The organism is Pandoraea capi, from assembly GCF_902459735.1.
Classification (GTDB): Bacteria; Pseudomonadota; Gammaproteobacteria; order Burkholderiales; family Burkholderiaceae; genus Pandoraea; species Pandoraea capi.
The window spans coordinates 115,405-133,241 of record NZ_CABPRV010000007.1 but is presented as its reverse complement, the minus strand read 5'-3'; the positions used below and the strand labels follow the sequence as shown (position 1 = coordinate 133,241).

General features: G+C 64.2%; 18 protein-coding genes. 10 read left to right on the top strand and 8 right to left on the bottom strand.

Going from position 1 to position 17,837, the window contains the following annotated elements; all coding sequences use genetic code 11:
• Positions 1 to 163: 163 nt before the first annotated feature.
• The gene (locus tag PCA20602_RS15525) at positions 164 to 1,723 is read left to right on the top strand and encodes an amino acid permease (RefSeq protein ID WP_150721999.1); all 1,560 of its coding nucleotides are present in this window, start codon (positions 164 to 166) and stop codon (positions 1,721 to 1,723) included.
• Here the strand turns inward: PCA20602_RS15525 and PCA20602_RS15520 are convergent.
• Positions 1,704 to 2,585, bottom strand: a complete 882-nt coding sequence (locus PCA20602_RS15520; RefSeq protein WP_150721998.1) for an SDR family oxidoreductase — start codon at positions 2,583 to 2,585, stop codon at positions 1,704 to 1,706. The two genes, PCA20602_RS15525 and PCA20602_RS15520, sit on opposite strands and share 20 nt — an antisense overlap.
• Before the next feature lie 117 nt (positions 2,586 to 2,702).
• Between PCA20602_RS15520 and PCA20602_RS15515 the strand changes: the two genes are divergently transcribed.
• Positions 2,703 to 3,536 (top strand): helix-turn-helix transcriptional regulator, encoded by an 834-nt coding sequence (locus tag PCA20602_RS15515; protein WP_150721997.1) that lies wholly within the window; start codon positions 2,703 to 2,705, stop codon positions 3,534 to 3,536.
• A 120-nt stretch (positions 3,537 to 3,656) separates the two neighbouring features.
• On the opposite strand, the gene PCA20602_RS15510 is transcribed toward PCA20602_RS15515, so the two are convergent.
• Both PCA20602_RS15510 and PCA20602_RS15505 read right to left on the bottom strand, forming a co-directional pair.
• A complete protein-coding gene (locus tag PCA20602_RS15510; protein WP_150721996.1) occupies positions 3,657 to 4,784 on the bottom strand; it encodes an aminotransferase class V-fold PLP-dependent enzyme in 1,128 nt (375 codons plus the stop codon).
• Positions 4,785 to 4,907: 123 nt separating this feature from the next.
• Entirely contained in the window at positions 4,908 to 5,147 is a 240-nt protein-coding gene (locus PCA20602_RS15505; protein ID WP_150721995.1) for a hypothetical protein, read from the bottom strand.
• 208 nt (positions 5,148 to 5,355) lie between these two features.
• Between PCA20602_RS15505 and PCA20602_RS15500 the strand changes: the two genes are divergently transcribed.
• Complete coding sequence (locus PCA20602_RS15500) at positions 5,356 to 5,874, top strand: RrF2 family transcriptional regulator (RefSeq protein WP_150721994.1); 519 nt, start codon at positions 5,356 to 5,358, stop codon at positions 5,872 to 5,874.
• Positions 5,875 to 5,910: 36 nt separating this feature from the next.
• On the opposite strand, the gene PCA20602_RS15495 is transcribed toward PCA20602_RS15500, so the two are convergent.
• Positions 5,911 to 6,507 carry an FMN-dependent NADH-azoreductase gene (locus PCA20602_RS15495; RefSeq protein ID WP_150721993.1) on the bottom strand — a complete coding sequence of 199 codons (597 nt, stop codon included), beginning with the start codon at positions 6,505 to 6,507 and terminating at the stop codon, positions 5,911 to 5,913.
• Complete coding sequence (locus PCA20602_RS15490) at positions 6,504 to 6,962, bottom strand: GNAT family N-acetyltransferase (RefSeq protein WP_150721992.1); 459 nt, start codon at positions 6,960 to 6,962, stop codon at positions 6,504 to 6,506. The genes PCA20602_RS15495 and PCA20602_RS15490 overlap by 4 nt, the downstream gene beginning before the upstream one ends.
• A 347-nt stretch (positions 6,963 to 7,309) precedes the next feature.
• Here PCA20602_RS15490 and PCA20602_RS15485 point away from each other — a divergent pair, with 347 nt between their 5' ends.
• Positions 7,310 to 8,524, top strand: coding sequence for an NAD(P)/FAD-dependent oxidoreductase (locus tag PCA20602_RS15485; RefSeq protein WP_150721991.1), 1,215 nt, complete (start codon positions 7,310 to 7,312; stop codon positions 8,522 to 8,524).
• Between the two features lie 110 nt (positions 8,525 to 8,634).
• On the opposite strand, the gene PCA20602_RS15480 is transcribed toward PCA20602_RS15485, so the two are convergent.
• Complete coding sequence (locus tag PCA20602_RS15480) at positions 8,635 to 9,561, bottom strand: LysR family transcriptional regulator (RefSeq protein WP_150721990.1); 927 nt, start codon at positions 9,559 to 9,561, stop codon at positions 8,635 to 8,637.
• A 102-nt stretch (positions 9,562 to 9,663) separates the two neighbouring features.
• On the opposite strand from PCA20602_RS15480, the gene PCA20602_RS15475 reads away from it, so the two are divergent.
• The 4 genes from PCA20602_RS15475 (at position 9,664) to PCA20602_RS15460 (ending at position 13,989) form a co-directional block, all read left to right on the top strand.
• The gene (locus PCA20602_RS15475; RefSeq protein WP_150721989.1) at positions 9,664 to 10,872 is read left to right on the top strand and encodes an MFS transporter; all 1,209 of its coding nucleotides are present in this window, start codon (positions 9,664 to 9,666) and stop codon (positions 10,870 to 10,872) included.
• A 41-nt stretch (positions 10,873 to 10,913) separates the two neighbouring features.
• Complete coding sequence (gene dkgB, locus PCA20602_RS15470; protein ID WP_150721988.1) at positions 10,914 to 11,723, top strand: 2,5-didehydrogluconate reductase DkgB; 810 nt, start codon at positions 10,914 to 10,916, stop codon at positions 11,721 to 11,723.
• 128 nt (positions 11,724 to 11,851) lie between these two features.
• Positions 11,852 to 12,967 carry an alkene reductase gene (locus tag PCA20602_RS15465; protein WP_150721987.1) on the top strand — a complete coding sequence of 372 codons (1,116 nt, stop codon included), beginning with the start codon at positions 11,852 to 11,854 and terminating at the stop codon, positions 12,965 to 12,967.
• Between the two features lie 26 nt (positions 12,968 to 12,993).
• Positions 12,994 to 13,989 carry an aldo/keto reductase gene (locus tag PCA20602_RS15460; protein WP_150721986.1) on the top strand — a complete coding sequence of 332 codons (996 nt, stop codon included), beginning with the start codon at positions 12,994 to 12,996 and terminating at the stop codon, positions 13,987 to 13,989.
• A 4-nt stretch (positions 13,990 to 13,993) separates the two neighbouring features.
• On the opposite strand, the gene yddG is transcribed toward PCA20602_RS15460, so the two are convergent.
• Both yddG and PCA20602_RS15450 read right to left on the bottom strand, forming a co-directional pair.
• Positions 13,994 to 14,920 (bottom strand): aromatic amino acid DMT transporter YddG, encoded by a 927-nt coding sequence (yddG, locus tag PCA20602_RS15455; RefSeq protein WP_150721985.1) that lies wholly within the window; start codon positions 14,918 to 14,920, stop codon positions 13,994 to 13,996.
• 108 nt (positions 14,921 to 15,028) lie between these two features.
• Positions 15,029 to 15,940, bottom strand: a complete 912-nt coding sequence (locus PCA20602_RS15450) for a LysR substrate-binding domain-containing protein (protein ID WP_150721984.1) — start codon at positions 15,938 to 15,940, stop codon at positions 15,029 to 15,031.
• Positions 15,941 to 16,121: 181 nt separating this feature from the next.
• On the opposite strand from PCA20602_RS15450, the gene PCA20602_RS15445 reads away from it, so the two are divergent.
• Positions 16,122 to 17,018 (top strand): amino acid ABC transporter permease, encoded by an 897-nt coding sequence (locus PCA20602_RS15445; RefSeq protein ID WP_246182182.1) that lies wholly within the window; start codon positions 16,122 to 16,124, stop codon positions 17,016 to 17,018.
• Positions 17,018 to 17,818, top strand: a complete 801-nt coding sequence (locus PCA20602_RS15440; protein ID WP_069340110.1) for an amino acid ABC transporter ATP-binding protein — start codon at positions 17,018 to 17,020, stop codon at positions 17,816 to 17,818. Before PCA20602_RS15445 ends, PCA20602_RS15440 begins: the two co-directional genes overlap by 1 nt.
• Positions 17,819 to 17,837: the final 19 nt, after the last annotated feature.

The window sequence follows — 17,837 nt, the reverse complement described above, 5'->3', positions numbered from 1 at the left end:
TTCTGCGTCAGCGAACCGGGCGCACCTTCCTGCGGGCCCCACAACCAGAAGTCGACGGGCCGTTTCCGGAAGACAGGCGCGGCGTCGTCATGCGCGACAGCCGCCGCCGCGACGGCCGCACGGGGGCTTCGCTTCGCTCACAAGGCTCTGAAGGAACAAGACATTGGCAACATCGGAACATGACCCGCTCCGCGAGAGCGTCGAGGCGCAGGCATCTGCACCGTCGGAACTGCGCCGCTCCCTCTCCGCCCGCCACCTGACGATGATCGCCGTGGGCGGCTCCATCGGCACCGGCCTGTTCGTGGCGTCCGGCGCCACCATCGCGCAGGCGGGCCCGGGCGGTGCGCTGCTGGGCTATGTGCTGATCGGCCTGATGGTCTACTTCCTGATGACCAGTCTGGGCGAGCTGGCCGCCGCCATGCCGGTGTCCGGATCGTTCTCGACGTACGGCGCCCGTTATGTGGATGAAGGGTTCGGTTTCGCGCTGGGCTGGAACTACTGGTACAACTGGGCCGTCACCGTGGCGGTCGACCTCGTGGCCGCGCAACTGGTCATGGCGTACTGGTTCCCCGACGTGCCCGGCGTCTACTGGAGCGCGCTCTTCCTTGCCATCACTTTCGGCCTCAACGCGCTCTCCGCGCGCGGCTTCGGTGAAGCGGAATTCTGGTTCGCGCTGATCAAGGTGATCGCCGTCCTGGCGTTCGTGGTCATGGGCGTGATGATGCTGCTCGGCATCATTCGTGGCGGTGAGACTGGCGGCGTGGCCAACTGGACGATCGGCAACGCTCCCTTCGCCGGCGGCTTCGCAGCGCTGATCGGCGTAGCGATGGTCGTGGGCTTTTCATTTCAGGGCACCGAACTCATCGGCATCGCCGCCGGTGAATCCAAAGATCCGGCACGCAATCTGCCGCGCGCCGTGCGTCAGGTCTTCTGGCGCATTCTGCTGTTCTACGTGGCCGCCATTCTCGTCATCGGCCTGCTGATTCCGTACACCGATCCCCATCTGCTGCGTAACGACGTCACCGACATCAGCGTGAGCCCGTTCGCGTTGATCTTCGAGCGTGCCGGTCTGCTCGGCGCGGCTTCGGTCATGAACGCCGTCGTGCTGACGTCGGTGCTCTCGGCAGGCAACTCGGGAATGTATGCCGCCACGCGCATGCTCTACAGCCTGGCGCGCGACGGCAAGGCGCCCCGCGTCTTCGGCCGCATCTCGCGCAACGGCGTGCCGATGTGGGCGCTGTTTGCCACGGCCGCCGTCGCCGCACTGTGCTTCTTTACGTTCGTGTTCAGCCCGAATGCCGTCTACATCTGGTTGCTCAATACGTCCGGCATGACGGGCTTCATCGCGTGGCTCGGCATTGCGATCAGCCATTACCGCTTCCGTCGCGGCTACGTCAAACAGGGTCGCGACCTCGCCAATCTGCCGTACGTCTCACCGTTCTTCCCGTTCGGCCCGATCTTCGCCTTCGTCCTGTGTCTGATCATTACGCTCGGTCAGAACTATCAGGCGTTTCTTCAGGACCGGATCGACTGGGGCGGCGTGGTGGCGACGTACATCGGCATTCCGCTGTTCCTGCTGATCTGGGCAGGCTACCGGCTCATGCGCGGGTCGCACTTCGTGAAGTACCGCGATATGCGCTTCCCGCAAGGCCGGACGCCTGCGCAGGCAGACGCCCTGACGGACGCCGCGGCGGGTCACGAGACTAGTAGCGCGCTTCGTTGAGATCGGCGATCAGCGTCGGGCCACTCGGGCGCCAGCCCAGACGCGCCTGAGTGAGCGCGCTCGACGCCCACATATCCAGACCGACGAAGATCCCCATCCATCCGAAATGCGCCGGGGCTTGCTCCGGCGTCAACGAGACGACCGGCAAGTTCAGGCCGCGTCCCAGCGCTTCGGCGATCTCGCGGCTGCTTATCCCCTCCTCTCCAACCGCGTGATAGCGCGCGCCCCGCACGCCGGCTTCCAGCGCCAGCCGGTAACACCGTGCCACGTCCGACAGGTGGCCCGCCGGCCAGCGATTCTCACCGTCTCCGACATAGGCCACGACGCCCTTCTCCCGCGCAATCGCGATGAGCGGCGTGATGAGCCCCTGGCGTAGCGGATTGTGGACCTGCGGCAGTCGCATCACCGACACGTTCACCCCGGCGTCCAGCAGCGCGTTGCCTGCCAGTTCCGACGCGATGCGCGGATTGGGATGCGCGGTGTTGAAGACATCCTCGCTTGCGGGTGCGCCGTGTTGCGAGCCCATGCCGGTGCCCGACGTGATGATCAGCGGCCGGTCTGAACCGGCGAGCGCGGCGCCGAGGGCCGCGATGGCGCGGGTGTCCTTGGCGCAGTTCTCGACGAACTTCGAGAAGTCATGATCGAACGCTGCGTGGATGACGCCATCCGCTTTGGCCGCGCCGCTGCGCAAGGTCTCCGGGTCTTCGAGCGTGCCGTGATGCACCTCGGCACCGGCATCGCGCAACGCCTGAGCGCCGGCGTCGGATCGGGTCATGCCAATCACTTCATGCCCGGCGTTGATGAGTTCGGGGACCAGCGCCGAGCCAATGAAGCCCGTCGCCCCCGTGAGAAAGATACGCATGGTGAATTCTCCGTCGTGTTCGCGGCGCGATGCCGCGCCATGACGATCACTATCGGTCCATTCGTTATCCCGTTAAAGTAGTGATCTCATCATAGTAAAGCGACTAACAGGATTCCCATGTCAGTCAACACGGCCAAATCGCTCGGCGACTTTCTGAGAAGCCGGCGCACGCGTCTGGACCCTGCGAGTTTCGGCTTTTCCGGACGCCGGCGAACCCCGGGGTTGCGACGCGAGGAAGTCGCCCAGCGCGCACACATCAGCCCGACCTGGTACACGTGGCTGGAGCAGGGGCGCGGCGGCGCCCCGTCGGCCGATGTCCTTGAGCGCGTCGCCGGCGCGTTGATGCTGACCGATGCGGAACGCGAGCATCTTTTCATGCTCGGTCTGGGACGTCCGCCCGAGGTACGTTATCGCGCGGTCGAAAGCGTCAATCCCCGGCTCCAGCGGCTGATCGACCTGCTCGATGCCAGCCCGGCCATCATCCGCACGGCCACGTGGGATATCGTCGCCTGGAATCGTGCCGCGCAGGTGGTGCTCACGGACTACAGCAAGTTGCCGCCGGGCGAGCGAAACATCCTGTACTTCCTGTTTCGGGATCCGGGCGCGCGGGCGCGGCAGCATGACTGGGAGAGCATCGCGCGGTTTGTCGTCGGCGGATTCCGGGCGGACGTGGCACGCGCGGGTCTGTCGTCGGAAGTGAGCGAACTCGTCGACGAGCTTTGCCGCATCAGTCCCGAGTTCGACGCGCTATGGCGAGACAACGAGGTGCTTGGACACAACGATGGCGACGGCCTCAAACGGCTGCTGCATCCCGAACTGGGGCCGATCGCGCTCGAGTACTCGGCGTTCTCCGTAGACGGCCGCCCGGACCTGAGCATGATCGTCTACAACCCGCTCGACGAAGCCGTCGCCGAGCGAATTCGGGCGCTCGCCGCGAAAGCGTCAGCATAAGCGCGCCCGCGCACATGAGCGAACACGTGAGCGAGCGCGAACCTCGCAGAAACACAAAGCGGCCCTGCAGGGCCGCTTTGCTTTGATGACTAGCGGACGCGATGCGCGCCCGGCAATGCCTTACAACACCTGATCGAGCGCCTTGGCGAATCGTTCCACCGCGCCGTCGACGTCGTTGAGCTTATCCAGCCCGAACAGACCGATGCGGAACGTCTTGAAGTCCTCCGGCTCGTCGCAGCGAAGCGGGACACCGGCGGCGGTCTGCACGCCGACGTCGGCGAACTTCTTGCCGGAGCGAATGCCGTCGTCATCGGTATAGCTCACGACCACGCCCGGCGCTTCGAAGCCCGGCGCCGCCACGCTGCGCAAGCCCTTTTCCTTGAGCAGCGCGCGAATCCGCTGTCCGAGTTCGAGTTGCTCGGCGCGAACCTTCTCGAGGCCGTAGGCTTCGGTTTCCTTGATGACGTCACGCAGCGTCGCGAGGCTGTCGGTCGGCATCGTGGCGTGATAGGCGAAACCGCCCTTCTCATACGCTTCCATGATCTGGAGCCACTGGCGCAGATCGCAGGCGAAGCTGGTGCTCGTGGTCGATTCGATACGCTCGCGCGCCAGCGCGCTGAGCATGACCAGCGCGCAACACGGCGAAGCGCTCCAGCCTTTTTGCGGGGCGCTGATCAGAATATCGACGCCGCACGCCTGCATGTCGACCCACACCGTGCCCGACGCAATGCAGTCCAGCACGAACAGGCCACCGACTTCGTGAGCGGCGTCGGCGACGGCACGCAGATACGTGTCGGGCAGCATCATGCCCGATGCCGTCTCGACGTGCGGTGCGAAGACCAGAGCCGGCTTAGTCTCCCGGATCGTCGCGACGACTTCGTCAATGGGTGCAGGGGCGTAAGCCGCCTGACGACCCGACTCGACGGGACGCGCCTTGAGCACGATCGATTCGGACGGAATGCCACCCATGTCGAATATCTGCGACCAGCGGAAGCTGAACCAGCCGTTGCGGATCACGAGGCACTTCTTGTTCGTCGCAAACTGACGCGCCACCGCTTCCATGCCGAACGTGCCGCTACCGGGCACTACCACGACCGACTTCGCGTTGTAGACCTTCTTCAGGCCATCCGAGATATCGCGCATCACGCCCTGAAAGCGCTGCGACATGTGATTGATGGAGCGGTCGGTGTACACGACCGAGTATTCGAGGAGCCCGTCGTGGTCGACGTCAGGGAGTAATCCGGGCATGTCTGCCTCCGATAATCGTTATGTAAAGCGGTCTGGGACAGATTCTAACGAAATCCCGGGATTCCCGTCCCTGAACGAACGCTGCCCACCTCATCACACCGACCACCCGACGGGCGACGACACTTACATGCGGCTCTCGCCCCCATCGCCCCCATCGTCCTCAAGCCACGACTTGTCCAGATAGTCGTGGAAATGCACCGTGACCTGATCCTGCGCCAGCAGCACCACGGCGTATGCCGGCGACTCATGGCTCTGACGCACCGGAAACACCGTGTGCATGTCGAACGGCGGATGATGCATCAACAGATATGCCGGACGCTCGCCCAGTCGGTCCAGCTCGCGCGCAAGAATAACGTGTGACACGACCGCTCAACAGCGGGATGAATGTCCGGCATCGTTGAAATGCGGCGCAAAGGGGGGTGCCCCCGAAAACGAAGATTGACGTAGCGGCGTATAATCGGCCCAGCATTACACCGACCGTGTGAGTCGCCGTTTGTCGTACATCGATAAACGACGCCGAAGCCCGGACACGCAGCACTCGCTGCTCGGCCCCCATAGACCGCCCATCACCATGTCATACATCAGCACCGGCGTCGAATACAGCCTTCACTGTCTGCTTTATCTTGCGGATTCATCCGCCGGAGTGCGCGATGCCAGCGTGCGCGATCTCGCCGAGATGCAGGGCATTCCCGTGGAGTACGCCGCCAAGCTCTTCACCCGCCTGTCGAAAGCGGGGCTGGTCATGTCGACGGAAGGCGTTCGCGGCGGCTATTCGCTCGCGAAAAACAGTCACGAGATTACGGTGCACGACGTCATCGTCGCCATCGACGGCGAGAAGGCGCTATTTGACTGCCGCGAAGTGCGACGTCAATGCGCGGTGTTCGACGGGGATCCCCCGGCCTGGGCGTCGAAGGGCAAGTGCTCGATCAGCGCGGTCATGGCGTCGGCCGAGGCCGTCATGCGAGCGGAGTTGCAAAAGCACACGCTCGCCGATCTGGCCGCCGGTGTGAATGCAAAAGCGCCTGCCGCGTACGGCAAGCGCGTCATCACGTGGTTCGACGAGCGCGCCGCAGCGCGACGCGGCCACTGAGGCATCCGCGCGCGCCGCACGGTGCGCGGTGCGCCGTCAGCGTGTCAGATAGCGCGCGAGATCGCTACGGCAGTCGAGCAACGCGCGCTCGCCCGCTTCAGGGCCGGCGACCAGACCCTGCATCAGGAAAAACGTCACGTCCTCGATGCCCATGCAACGCAGCGCGTGGCGCAGATACGGCGTAAGGAAGTCAGGCTGACGTGCGTTGTCGCCCGTATGAAAGCCGCCGGACCCGACGATCACGATCGTCGGACGATCCTTCAGCAAACCGACCTTCCCCTCCGCCGTGTTGGCGAACGTCTTGCCAATACGCACCACATAGTCGATCCACAGCTTGAGCGCCGCCGGCACCGTGAAGTTGTGCATGGGCGTCGCGATGGCGAGAAACGACGTCGTCTCCAGCTCTTCAATCAATTGATCCGACAGTTCGAAATGCGTGCGATCCGGTTCCCGCGACGTAATGGCGGCGGCATAGTCGCCCGAAATCGGCGGCAGCGGCGAAGCGACCAGATCACGCACGATGCCCGGTGCGTCGCCGTAGCGATTCGCGTTGTTCTCGAGAAACGTACGTGCCATCTCGAACGCACGGCTCGACGGGCCATGCGGGCTGGCGTTGAGCAACAGACTTCTCATCGACGCACCTCGTCCGACGTGGCCAGCGACTCGGTGAAATGCATGCCCTTGGCGAGCATCCCGTTGCGGAAGTAGAACCGCTGGGCAAGCGGCATATGCAGCCCGGTGTCGAGCACGAAATTGGCACATCCGGCGTCGCGCGCAATCTTTCGCACTTCGCCTAGCAGCTTCGAGCCGACGCCACCGCGCTTGTTGTCGGCGGCAACGACCAGATCGTCGACATAGATGAAACGCCCGTAGATCAGGTTCGTCATATAGCGGTAGCCCGCCAGCCCCAACAACCGCTCGCCGTCGAAACCCCCCAGCAGATGGTAGGCCTGCTGGCGCTGCGCCTCGACTTGCGCCGTGAAAGCGTCGGCGCTCACGAGGTGCGGACGCAATTCCTTCATGACGGCATAGGCCGTGCGGACGTCGTCCGGCGTCTCAAGATGTTGGAAAGTAAGCAAGGTATTCATGATCTCTCTGACAGTAGTCCACCGCCTACTGTAGTCCCGCGGTATCCGCCGGACCAGAGACAAGAACTGACGAAACGTCCGGGACAAGCCGGGTCCGGTAGCTGCCCCTCCTGCGCCCCCCCCTCCCACGATTCCCCTGCACACCGTGTCCTCCCGTAACAGGGACAAGAAGTGTCGAACGCATTGGGACAAGATACGGCAGACCCCCATTTCGGCCAAAAATCGCTTGCGCCTCAAAACTCCGACTCATAGAATCGGCGTTATCAGATCTGAGTCGAACCGAGAATCACCGCACACCGGTGACTCGAAGACCCTCTCTCCCCCCGAAGCATTCAGGAGCAACCTGCATGACCCAACGTATTCTTGTGATTGGCGCCGGCTTTGCCGGTACGTGGAGCGCGCTGGCGTCCGCCCGCCTGCTCGACATGGCCGGACGCACCGACGTGGAAATCGTCCTCGTCGCGCCGGAGCCGCATCTTCACATCCGGCCCCGCCTGTACGAAAAGAACCCCGGCGGCATGAAAGCCCCGCTGCAAAAGCTGTTCGACACGGTCGGCGTCCAGTTCATTCAGGGGCGCGTCGCCCATATCGATGTCGAGCATCGTATGGTGACGATTGCCGATATCGACGCAGACGCCCCGCATGGCGCCATCAGCTACGACCGTCTGGTGCTTGCCGCCGGCAGTCGCCTCTTCAGCCCGCCGATTCCGGGCCTTCAGGCACACGCATTCAACGTCGACCAGATCGCCGACGCCATGGCGCTGGAAGCCCATCTCGCCGATCTGGCGAGCCGTCCGGCCAGCCCGGGACGCAACACGGTAGTCGTGGCCGGCGCGGGTTTCACCGGCATCGAGACGGCGGCGGAAATGCCGTCGCGCTTGCGGGAGATCCTGGGCGAGAACACCGACGTGCGCGTCGTCATGGTCGAACGTAACGACGCCGTCGGCCCCGATCTCGGCCCCGGCCCGCGTCCGATCATCACGCAAGCGCTCACCGAACTGGGTGTGACGTGGAAACTCGGCTCAGGCGTCGCCAGTGTGGACGAACGCGGCGTCACGCTGGAGAACGGTGAACGTATCGACGCCGACACCGTGATCTGGACGGCCGGTGCGCGGGCCAACACGCTCACGGCGCAGATCCCCGCCGAGCGCGACGCGTTCGGCCGCCTGCTGGTGGACGCCAACCTCAAAGTGCTCGGTCTCGACGAGGTCTACGCCACGGGCGACTGCGCACGCGCGGCGACCGACGACGCAGGCAATCCGACCATGATGGCGTGCCAGCACGCCATTTCGCTCGGCCGCTCGGCCGGTCACAACGTCGCGGCGGATCTGCTCGGTGAAGCGCCGATTCCGTACCATCAGCCGAAATACGTGACGTGTCTCGACCTTGGCCCGTGGGGCGCGGTTTATACGGAAGGCTGGGATCGTCAGGTGGTGCTGACCGGCGCGCAGGCGAAGAAGCTGAAAAGCGAAATCAACAGCGTGTGGATCTATCCGCCGAGTGACGCCACGCGTGCGCAGGCGCTCGCCAGCGCAGACCCGCGTCAGGCAGTCGTCGCCTGACGTCATGAAGCGAGCGGCGCGCTGGCAGGTCTGCGCGCGAACGCGCCGGCGTCCTCCCCTCGTTCCCGTTTTCCCCTTGTAGCAACCGGCGCAGTGAGCTCCCCCCCATCTCACGGCGCCACCCACGCCGCCGCCCCGCCTTTGTCCGTCTGCTCGCGTAGGGCCGAGACCAGATAGTCGACGAACGACGCGATGCGCGCCGAGATCGCCGTGTTGCGGTAGTACACGGCATGGATCGGCTGACGTACGTCCTGCGTCTGACGCGCGAGCACCTGTACCAGACGGCCCGACTCGCAGTCGCGCTTCGTCATGAACTCCGACAGGCAGACGATCCCCGCGCCTTCGAGCGCGAGTTGACGCAGCGTCTCGCCACTGGACGACATCACATCCGGCTCGATGCGGTGCGGTTCGCCGTCTTCCCCCAGAATCGGCCAGACGTTCAGCGATTCCGGCTGCGAGAAGCCCAGCAACGTGTGTTTGGCCAGATCGCCGACCTTGCGTGGCTGTCCGTTCGCGGCCAGATACGCCGGACTGGCGAACATGCGCGTGCGGCTGTTGCCGATCAGACGGCTATGCAGCGTCGAATCCTTCAACCGGCCGATGCGGATGGCGACGTCGGTGCGGCGCTCCAGCAGATCGATGAACCCCTCGTTGCTGTTCAGTTCCAGTTCCACCTCCGGATAGCGCTCGCGATAGCCGGGCACCAGCGGCACGATCACGTGCAGCATGAACGGCGTTGCCGCGTCGACACGCAGCCGGCCGGATGGCTTTTCGCGCCGCGTGAGCATCTGTTCTTCCGCACTCTCGACCGAATCGATGATCGCCCGCGCGTTCTGAAGAAACGCGCTGCCCTCCTCCGTCAGTTCCAGCCGGCGGGTCGTGCGGCGCAGCAGCGTGGTCTTGAGCTTCTCCTCCAGCCGGCCCAGCGTCCGGCTCGTGGCCGACACCGTCAGGTCCAGTTGCTGGGCCGCCGCCGTGATCGACCCGGTGTCCACCACGGCCGCAAAGGCTTGCAGTTCGTCGAGCGTGATCTTCATTGTTGATTTGAAATCAAAATAATTTCGTTTATAGGCTACTTTTTCCGCAAAAGTAAAGGGCGCACACTGCCGTTCATCTTGATCCCCTCGGGTATTCCCGTCATGAACCAGTCATCTTCCCCATCCGCCCAGACGTCGTCGGCACACGCCACGCTGTCGCTGCTGGCCCTTGCCATCGGCGCGTTCAGCATCGGCACGACCGAGTTTTCGCCGATGGGACTGCTTCCCGTCATTGCCGAAGGCGTTCACGTCTCGATTCCGACCGCAGGCATGCTGATCACGACGTACGCCCTCGGCGTGATGATCGGCGCGCCCATCATGACCCTCATCATGTCGCGCTGGTCGCGCCGCACGGCGTTGATTGCGCTGATGAGCATCTTCACCCTCGGCAACCTGCTCTCGGCGGTGTCGGCGAACTACACCACGCTGCTGCTCGCGCGTCTGGTGACGAGTCTCAACCACGGCGCATTCTTCGGTCTGGGCTCCATCGTGGCCGCGAGCGTCGTGCCGCGTGACAAGCAGGCCAGTGCCGTCGCCACCATGTTCATGGGGCTGACGATCGCCAACATCGGCGGTGTACCTGCGGCCACCTGGCTCGGGCAGACCATCGGCTGGCGCATGTCCTTTGCGGCCACCGCCGGCCTCGGTGTCATCACCATGCTGACGCTGCGCTTTGCGTTGCCCAAGGGAGAAGCCGGACGCATGCCCGACATCCGTCGCGAACTCTCGGTGCTCACGCGTCCCGTCGTGCTGATGGCGATGGCCACCACCGTGCTCGGCGCAGGCGCCATGTTCACCCTGTACACGTACATCGCGCCGACGCTCGAAGCCATTACCGGCGCGTCGCCGAGTTTCGTGACGGCCATGCTCGTGCTCGTGGGGGTCGGCTTCTCCGTCGGCAACATTGCCGGCGGCAAGCTCGCCGACCGCTCGATCAACGTGAGCCTGATCGTCTTCCTGATCCTGCTCGTCGCGATCATGCTGGCCTTCCCGCTGCTGGCCCGTACGCATCTGGGCACTGCGCTGGCCGTGCTCGTCTGGGGTATCGCAACGTTCGCGCTGGTGCCGCCGCTGCAAATGCGCGTGATGCGCGCTGCCGCCGAAGCCCCGGGCCTCGCCTCGTCGGTCAATGTCGGCGCCTTCAACCTCGGCAATGCCGTTGGGGCCGCCGCCGGTGGCGCCGCGATTTCGGCGGGTTACAGCTACACGGCCGTTCCCATCGTGGGCGCGCTGATCGCCGGATCGGGCCTGCTGCTGGTGCTGATCCAGATCGCGACACAACGCACGCCGATGCAACCGGCGAGCAACTGATACACCGTTTCATCCACCCAATTCACATTCAGGAGCTCACGATGAGCAATATTCCCGCATTCGGTCTCGGTACGTTCCGCCTGCAAGGTCAGGTCGTCATCGATTCGGTACGCACCGGCCTCGAACTCGGCTACCGCGCCATCGACACGGCGCAGATTTACGGCAACGAAGCCGAGGTCGGTCAGGCGATTGCCGAGTCTGGCGTCGCCCGCAAAGACCTGTTCCTCACGACGAAGATCTGGGTCGAGAACTACAGCAAGGACAAGCTGACCGCCAGCCTCGAAGACAGTCTCGCGAAGCTGCGCACGGACTACGTGGACCTCACCCTGATTCACTGGCCGGCACCCGGCAACGGCGTGTCGCTCGACGAGTTCATGACCGCACTGGCCGACGCGAAGGCCAAGGGTCTGACGCGTCAGATCGGCATCTCGAACTTCAACATCGACCTGACCAAGCAAGCGATCGCCGCCGTTGGCCGCGATGCCATCGCCACCAATCAGATCGAACTGAGCCCGTATCTGCAAAACCCGAAGCTCGTCGGTTTCCTGCAAGAACAGGGCATTCACGTGACGTCGTACATGACGCTCGCTTACGGCAAGGTGCTGGGCGACGCGACGCTGCGTGCGATTGCCGAGCGTCATCAGGCTACGCCGGCGCAGGTGGCCCTGGCCTGGGCGCTTCAACGCGGCTTCTCGGTGATTCCGTCGTCGACCAGGCGCGAGAACCTCGCGAGCAACCTGCTGGCGCAAACGCTGCGCCTCACGGACGACGACATGGCCCAAATCGCCGCACTCGATCGCAACGGCCGCGAAGTCAGCCCCGACGGTCTGGCTGCGCGCTGGGACGACTAATCAAGCGTGTGACGGGACGAACGGTTGTCCGCTCGCTCCGTCATCTTCCCGTCATCGCCGCGCTCCGGCATGGACATCTCGCAACACACGCAAAGACGTCCCCACGGAACGCTTCTACGGAAATCATCATGACGCAGGATCCTCTGTTTCAACCGATGCAACTCGGCGCGCTCACGCTGCCGAACCGCATCGTCATGCCGCCGATGACGCGCTCGCGTGCGAGCCAGCCCGGCGACGTACCGAACGCCCTCATGGCCGAGTACTACGCGCAACGCGCCGGTGCCGGCCTCATCGTCAGCGAAGGCACTTACATCGCACCGCTGGGCAAGGGCTACGCATGGACGCCCGGCATTCACTCGCCCGCACAGGTCGAGGGATGGCGCACGGTCACCAGCGCCGTACACGCGGCAGGCGGCCATATCTTCGCGCAGCTCTGGCATGTGGGCCGTCTGAGCCACACGAGCCTGCTCGGCGGACGTCAGCCGGTCTCGTCCTCGCCGATTCAGGCCGACGGCGTGAACGTCTTCATCGCCGGTGAAGACGGCGCCACGCCCGGCTTCGTGCAGGCTTCCCTGCCGCGCGCGCTGAGCGTGAAGGAAATCGGCGAGATCGTCGATCAGTACCGCGCCGCCGCGCGCAACGCCATCGACGCCGGTTTCGACGGCGTGGAACTGCATGGCGCGAACGGCTATCTGGTGAACCAGTTCATCGACTCGAACGCCAATACCCGCACCGATGCCTATGGCGGTTCGCTGGAAAACCGCCTGCGCTTCCTGCGCGAAGTCACCGAAGCGCTGATCGAGGGCACGGGCGATGCATCGCGTGTCGGCGTCCGTCTCGCACCGCTCACGACGCTCAACGGCTGTGTCGACGCGGATCCGGAAACGACGTATCTCGCTGCTGCGAAGCTGCTGGGCGAGCTGGGCGTGGGTTACCTCCACATCGCGGAGGCCGACTGGGACGACGCACCGCTCATGCCGGTGGAATTCAAGCTGAAGTTACGCGCGGTGTATCCCGGCGTGCTGATTTACGCCGGTGGTTACACCGCCGAGCGCGCGCGTGCTGCCCTTTCCGAGGGATGGGCAGATCTGATCGGTTTCGGCCGCCCGTTCGTCGCCAACCCCGATCTGCCGGAACGGCTACGTGTGGGCGCACCGCTCGCGCTCCACCATCGGGACACCCTGTTCGGCGGCGATGCTCGCGGCCTGACAGACTACCCGACGATGGTCAGGGCGGCCGCCTGATCGCCGTCGCAATGTAAGGAATCGACATGAGAGTCAAGCTCCCCTCCCGCCTCGGCTTCGGTACCGCGCCGCTGGGCAACATGTATCGCGACATCCCGAACGACGAAGCGATCGCAACCGTCGACGCCGCATGGGAAAGCGGCATCCGCTACTTCGATGCCGCACCGCTCTACGGCGCCGGTCTTGCGGAACTGCGTCTGGGCGAAGCGCTCGCCGGACGTCCCCGGGACGAATACTCGATCGGCACGAAAGTCGGCCGATTGATTCTGGACGAACACGAAGACGCCTCGCAACGCGACCTCGGTGAGAAAGGCGGCCTGTTCGAGCACGGCCTGCCGAACAAGATCGTCTACGACTACACGGCGGATGGCACGTTGCGCTCCATCGAAGACAGTCTGAAGCGCTTGCGCACCGACCGGCTCGATTACGTATGGATTCACGACCCGGCGGTGGATTTTCACGGCGATCGCTGGCATGAAGTGTTCGACGTCGCGATGGAAGGCGCCGCCAGGGCGCTCACGCGACTGCGCGACGAGAAGGTCATCAAAGGCTGGGGACTCGGCGTCAACCGCATCGAACCGTGCGAGCTGGCCATCGAGCGCGCCGACCCGGACGGCTTCCTGCTGGCCGGACGCTACACGCTGCTCGACCATGCGGGTGCGCTCGCCCGTCTGATGCCCATGAGCGCAGAACGCGATCTCGGCATCATCGTCGGCGGTCCGTACAACTCGGGCGTCCTCGCCGGTGGCACGCATTTCGAATACCAGCCCGCAACGCCCGAGTTGCTCGCGCGTGTCGCCCGCATTCGCGACGTCTGCCAACAGTTCGGCGTGGACATTCGCGCCGTGGCGCTCCAGTTCTCGCTGGCGCATCCGGCGGTGGCCGGTGCGATTCCCGGTGCTAGCCGTCCCGAGCGTATCGAAGAGAATCAGGCGCTTGCGAGCGCACCGATTCCCGCCGAACTGTGGACCGCACTCAAATCGCAGGGCTTGATCGCCGAGAACGCGCCGACGCCCGACTGAATGATCAAACGCCGTCGCCCGTGCGCACCTGCGCCTCACAGCGCCCGCGCCCGGCGCGCGTAGCGAGCCAGCAGAGAATCGAGCCGCCGCAGACCATACAGGCGCCCCACCAGAACGGCGCGGACAGCGGCGTGTGCAGCAAGAGCGCCGCGAGCGCGGCGGACAGCACCGGGATGAAATACGACGCGCCGACGAGAATCGTCACGTTGCCCCGCAGAATGCCGACGTTCCACGCGGCGTATCCGAAGCCCATCGCCGCCGCAGCCAGCACGAGGTAAATGCCGGCATGCAGATCGAGCGTCATGGCGCCGCCCCCACCCGCGAAATACTTGAGCCACAACGCCACGGCAACAAGCATGAAGAACGGCGTGACTCCGTTCTTGCCGTCGGCGATTCTGGCCGTCACCGTGCAGTACGCGGCCCAGATGATGGCGCCGACGAACGCCAGACCGTAGCTCAGCGGATTGTCGGCCACGTTGAGCGCCATGCCCGGCAGATCGAGCCCCTGATCGCCACCGAGCACCCAGCAGATGCCAAGCATCGACAGCACGAACCCGGGCACGACGAGCCAGTTGGCCCGCTGCTTGTTGAACACGATTGCGCTGACGAGCGTGAACGTCGGCCACAGGTAATTGACCATGCCGACCTCGATCGCCTGACGCGCCGTATTCGCGTAGCCAATGGACAGCGACAGACACAGCTCGTACGAGACGAACAGCACACTGCCCCACAGCAGATAACGGCGCGGGGACGTGCCAAGTTTCGGAAATCCCACCGTCATCACAAGGAACAACGACGCCACCGTGTAGATCGCGGCGGCCCCGCCCGTCGCCCCGAGACTCTCACTCACCCCGCGAATCAGCGCCACGATAGACGCCCAGAGCACTACCGCGCTCAGACCAATGAGTGTCGCCTTGTTCCTGCTGTTCATACGGGTGTCTGCAAATGCCTGCGAGTTCCGCGAGTTGCCGCGAGATACCCGCATTAGGGGAAGGAATATTGCCAGCGCGGAATTATACGAAACGCCGCCCCCGCCGGATCATGTGCCGGTAACGATGGCGTCGCCCAGCTTCTCCTTCGCGAACGCGCGCACGTGTTCCACGAACGAATTCAGCAGCAACGGTGTGGGCCGCTGCGACGGCGTCAACACGGACGTGTCGGTAAAGATCGCCGGTTCGAACGGCTTGAATACCACCCCCGTCCCCCGGTAACTCCACGCACTGAAAGCGTCGATCAGCGCGACGCCGGCCCCCGCCTCGACGAACGAGCAGATCGCGTAGGAAATCTGGCTCTCCATTTGCAGCTTCACCTCGACGCCATGCGACGCGAGCAACGCATCGATTTGCAGCCGTGCCTCCACGCTGCGCGGGTGCGCCACGAAACGTTCGCCTGCCAGGTCTTTGGGACCGATGGCAGCCCGGTCGCATAGCGGGTGCCCCGCAGGGAGCGCACAGACCATCTTCGCGGCCACCAGTCGCTCGCCGTGGGCCGTCGAATGGCTCAGGGACAGACGGGCAAAGCCGACATCGCAACGCTGCCCCACGACCATGTCGACAATCGAGCGAGTCGAGTGCATGACCATCGAGACATGCGCTTCGGGCCGCGTCTTCAGATAGTCCGAAATGGCATGCGGCAAAAACGAAAGCGCCAGCGCCGGCGCGGCAGCAACGTGCAACGTGCCGCGCTGCATGTTCCGAATCTCGTCCGCCGCCCGGGCGATGCGATCCACGCCCGCCAGAGAGCGCTGCACTTCCTCGTAGAGCGCACGCGCCTCCACCGTCGGATACAGCCGTCCCTTCACGCGTTCGAACAGCCGGAATTTCAGCGACCGCTCCAGATCCGCGATCAGACGCGTCGTCGCGGGCTGCGAGATATGCAGCATCTCGCTCGCGAGCGTGACCGTCTGGTGAAGCATCACGGCACGGAAGGCCTCAAGTTGGCGGAGTTTCATCTGCGCACCCAATAACAAAACATTATCGATTTGCAAAAAGAAAGCATTTCACAAGCGGATTTTGACTTTCTAACCTTCTTACATCTCCCCATTCTATGGGGTCAGGCGACGAAAAAACCGGCAATAACGAGATGTATTGAAAAAGGGGTTTACCCCAATATTCGAGAGGATGACTCACCCCATGAGCAACGAAACCACGTACACGCTCCCGCCACCGGCGGCGCGCGACGACGCCGTACCGGCACAGCCTGCGGACCAGCGCATCCATCCCCGTCCGAAGACATCGGACTGGCTCTGGTACGGCCTGTTCGGCGTAGCGCTGATCCTTTTCTACCAATGGTTCATCGACAACCCGCGCTGGCAGTGGGACGTTGTCGGGCACTACCTCTTCAATGCCCGTGTGCTGGCCGGCCTGCGCAACACGCTGATCCTCACGGCACTGGCCAGTGCGCTCGGTCTGGTCCTCGGCGGCATCGTCGCGGCCTGTCGCATGGCGGAGAACCCGGTACTGCGCGGGGCAGCCTTCGCCTACATCTGGATCGTGCGGGCCACGCCCACGCTCGCCATGCTGCTCTTCCTGTTCTTCATCTCGGCGCTGGTGCCCCGCTTCTATCTGCCGCTGCCGTTCCTGAACATGAACCTGTTCGACATCGATACGAGCAACGTGATCTCACGCCTGAGCGCCGCCATGATCGGGCTGGCGATCTACCTGGGCGGCCACAGCGCCGAGATCTTTCGCAGCGGCCTGGGTGCAGTCGACAAGGGTCAGCGCGAAGCCTGCAAGGCCATGGGCATGAGCGATTTCCGGATGATGTGGCACGTGGTCATTCCGCAGGCCGTGCGCGTCATCATTCCGCCGCTGGCCAACGAGCTGATCACGATGTTCAAGAACACATCGCTCGCCTCGGTCATCGGTTACGTTGAATTGCTCACGACCGTGCAACTGATCTACTCGACGACCTTCGAGACCATTCCCCTGCTGACCGTCGCCTGTCTCTGGTATCTGTTCCTCACCAGTCTGGCGATGTGCGGTCAGCTCCTGCTCGAAAAGCGCTTTGGCAAAGGAGTTCATCCGTGATGAACACGACCCACGATGCGATCCATCTGCGCGCGCAGCCCCCGCTGCTGCAAATGCGTAATGTGACGAAGCAGTTCGGCACGTTCACCGCCTTGCACGGCATCGACTTCAACCTCTATCGCGGCGACGTGGTCGCCATCATCGGCCCCTCCGGGTCGGGAAAGAGCACGCTGCTTCGCTGCATCAATATGCTCGACCTGATCGACGCCGGCGTGGTGACGTTCAACGGCGAAGTGCTGGGCAGCGAGATGCGCGGCACACGCTGCGTGCGCCTGCCCAAGCGCGAACTGGATCGTCAGCGACGTTACTTCGGCATGGTGTTTCAGGGGTTCCATCTCTTTCCGCACTACTCGGTGCTCGATAACGTGCTCGCCGGTCCGCGCATCGTCGGCGGCGCCGCGCGCAAGGACGTGATCGAACGCGGCAAGTACCTGCTCGCGAGAGTGGGCCTGTCGGACAAGATGAATCACTATCCGTCCCAACTCTCCGGCGGCCAGAAGCAGCGCGTTGCCATCGCCCGCGCGCTCGCCATGGAGCCCGAGGTCATGCTCTTCGACGAGCCCACCAGCGCGCTCGACCCGGAACTGGTGCAGGAGGTGCTCGACGTCATGAAGGAACTGGCGAGCGCCGGCACCACGATGGTGGTCGTCACGCACGAGATGGACTTTGCGCGCAAGGTCTCGAATCACGTCGTCTTCATGGACGGCGGGCGCATCGTCGATCAGGGACCGCCCGAACACATCTTCCAGGGCTCGGGCACGGAGCGCAGCAAACGTTTTCTCGCCAATGTGCGCGGATGACGACGCACGCCCGCCCATC